Below are 1466 nucleotides of genomic sequence, written 5' to 3'. Positions count from 1 at the left end.
GCGGGGCGTGGGCGTCCGCCTGCGTGTCGGAGATCGATCCGTCGCCTCTCGCCGGGTGGCTCGACCGCGGGTTCGCGGGGCTCCAGTTGCCCGCCGACGCCCTGCTCGACGCGGCGGGGTACGAGCGCTGCGCGCCGCTGCTGTCACTGCTGGAGGCACGCGACCTGCCGCTGTTCGTGCACCCCGGGATCGCGCCCGGCTCCGACGGGCCGTCCTGGTGGCCCGCGCTGGTCCCGTACGTGCAGCAGATGCACGCCGCGTGGTTCGCGGTCCGCGCGTTCGGCCGGGCGCGGCATCCACGGCTGCGGGTCTGCTTCGCGCTGCTCGCCGGGCTGGCCCCGCTGCACGGCGAGCGTCTCGCCGCGCGGGGCGGCGGCCGCGGCGAGGTCGACCGCGACGCCTTCCTCGAGACCTCCTCCTACGGTCCGCGCGCCGTGGACGCGACGATCCGGGCGCTCGGCATCGACACGATCGTGTGCGGCTCCGACCGGCCGTACGCACCACCGCTCGGCTTCGGGCCCGACTTCGGGGAGGCCGCCGAGCACGCCATCCGGGTGAGCAACCCGGAACGACTACTGATGGGAGAGGAGTGATCCGATGTCCTTCGAGTCACTGCCCGCACGGTGCCTCGACAAGCGCGAGCTACGTGAGCTCGTGGACGGCCTGGCGAAGGATCCGGAGTCGTGGCGCGAGCACGTGGCCTTCCCCGACGGGCAGCGACACTACGTGTCCCTCTACCGCGATGAGTACGTCGACGTCTGGCTGCTCTGCTGGACGCCGGCGAACGACACCGGCTGGCACGATCACGACATCTCCTCCGGCGCGGTCGCCGTCGTGGACGGCGCGCTGAAGGAGTGCAACCCCCGCATCGGCGGCGCCCACGTCGAGGTCACGGTCGAGCAGGGCGTGTCCTTCGCGTTCGGCCCCGAGCACATCCACCGTCTGGTCGGAGAGGCCGACCAGAGCGTCTCGATCCACGCCTACTCCCCTCCCCTGTGGCGTCTGGGGCAGTACTCCATCGACGATGGTGGAGTGATGCGCCGCGTCTCAGTCAGCTACGCCGACGAATTGCGCCCCCTCGACGCTGTCGCGTAACCGACCCGTCCCGCTATTATCCGGATTTCTAGCGTTATGCCTGTATTGCGCTGATCATCCGGTGATATGGCGGGACGGAGGAGGCCGGTGTCACTGACCGAGGCCCTGCGAACGGGCGCTCCGGACGCGTTCGGCGCGCTCTATGACGAGTACGCCGGGCCGCTCTACGCCTACTGCCATGTCATGGTCGGCGACGAGGCCGCCGACGCCGTACGCGACACCTTCATCGCCATCGCCCGGCACCCGGGCGAGGCGCCCTCCGACGACGGCGCGCTGCCGGTGTGGCTGCACGCTCTGGCCCGCTCGGAGTGCGTACGGCGCGGCGCCCTCGGGCGCCGCCCGGTGTCGGCCCCGCCGGCCGACCCGCTGCG

At 71.9% G+C, this 1466-nt stretch carries 3 protein-coding genes; all 3 read left to right on the top strand.

Going from position 1 to position 1466, the window contains the following annotated elements; translation table 11 throughout:
* A partial coding sequence (locus tag ACFFNX_RS49885; protein WP_378213505.1) for an amidohydrolase family protein occupies nt 1-593 on the top strand: 593 nt, incomplete at its 5' end.
* A 4-nt stretch (nt 594-597) separates the two neighbouring features.
* Nucleotides 598-1095 carry a cysteine dioxygenase gene (locus tag ACFFNX_RS49880; RefSeq protein ID WP_378213504.1) on the top strand — a complete coding sequence of 166 codons (498 nt, stop codon included), beginning with the start codon at nt 598-600 and terminating at the stop codon, nt 1093-1095.
* 87 nt (nt 1096-1182) lie between these two features.
* Nucleotides 1183-1466, top strand: a 284-nt coding sequence (locus tag ACFFNX_RS49875; protein WP_378213503.1) for an RNA polymerase sigma factor, incomplete at its 3' end; no start/stop codon positions are given.

Origin of the sequence: Actinoallomurus acaciae (assembly GCF_042429965.1) — a bacterium.
GTDB lineage: Bacteria > Actinomycetota > Actinomycetes > Streptosporangiales > Streptosporangiaceae > Actinoallomurus > Actinoallomurus acaciae.
Note: the sequence above shows the minus strand (reverse complement) of the source record. Positions and strands in the feature narration are given on the sequence as shown.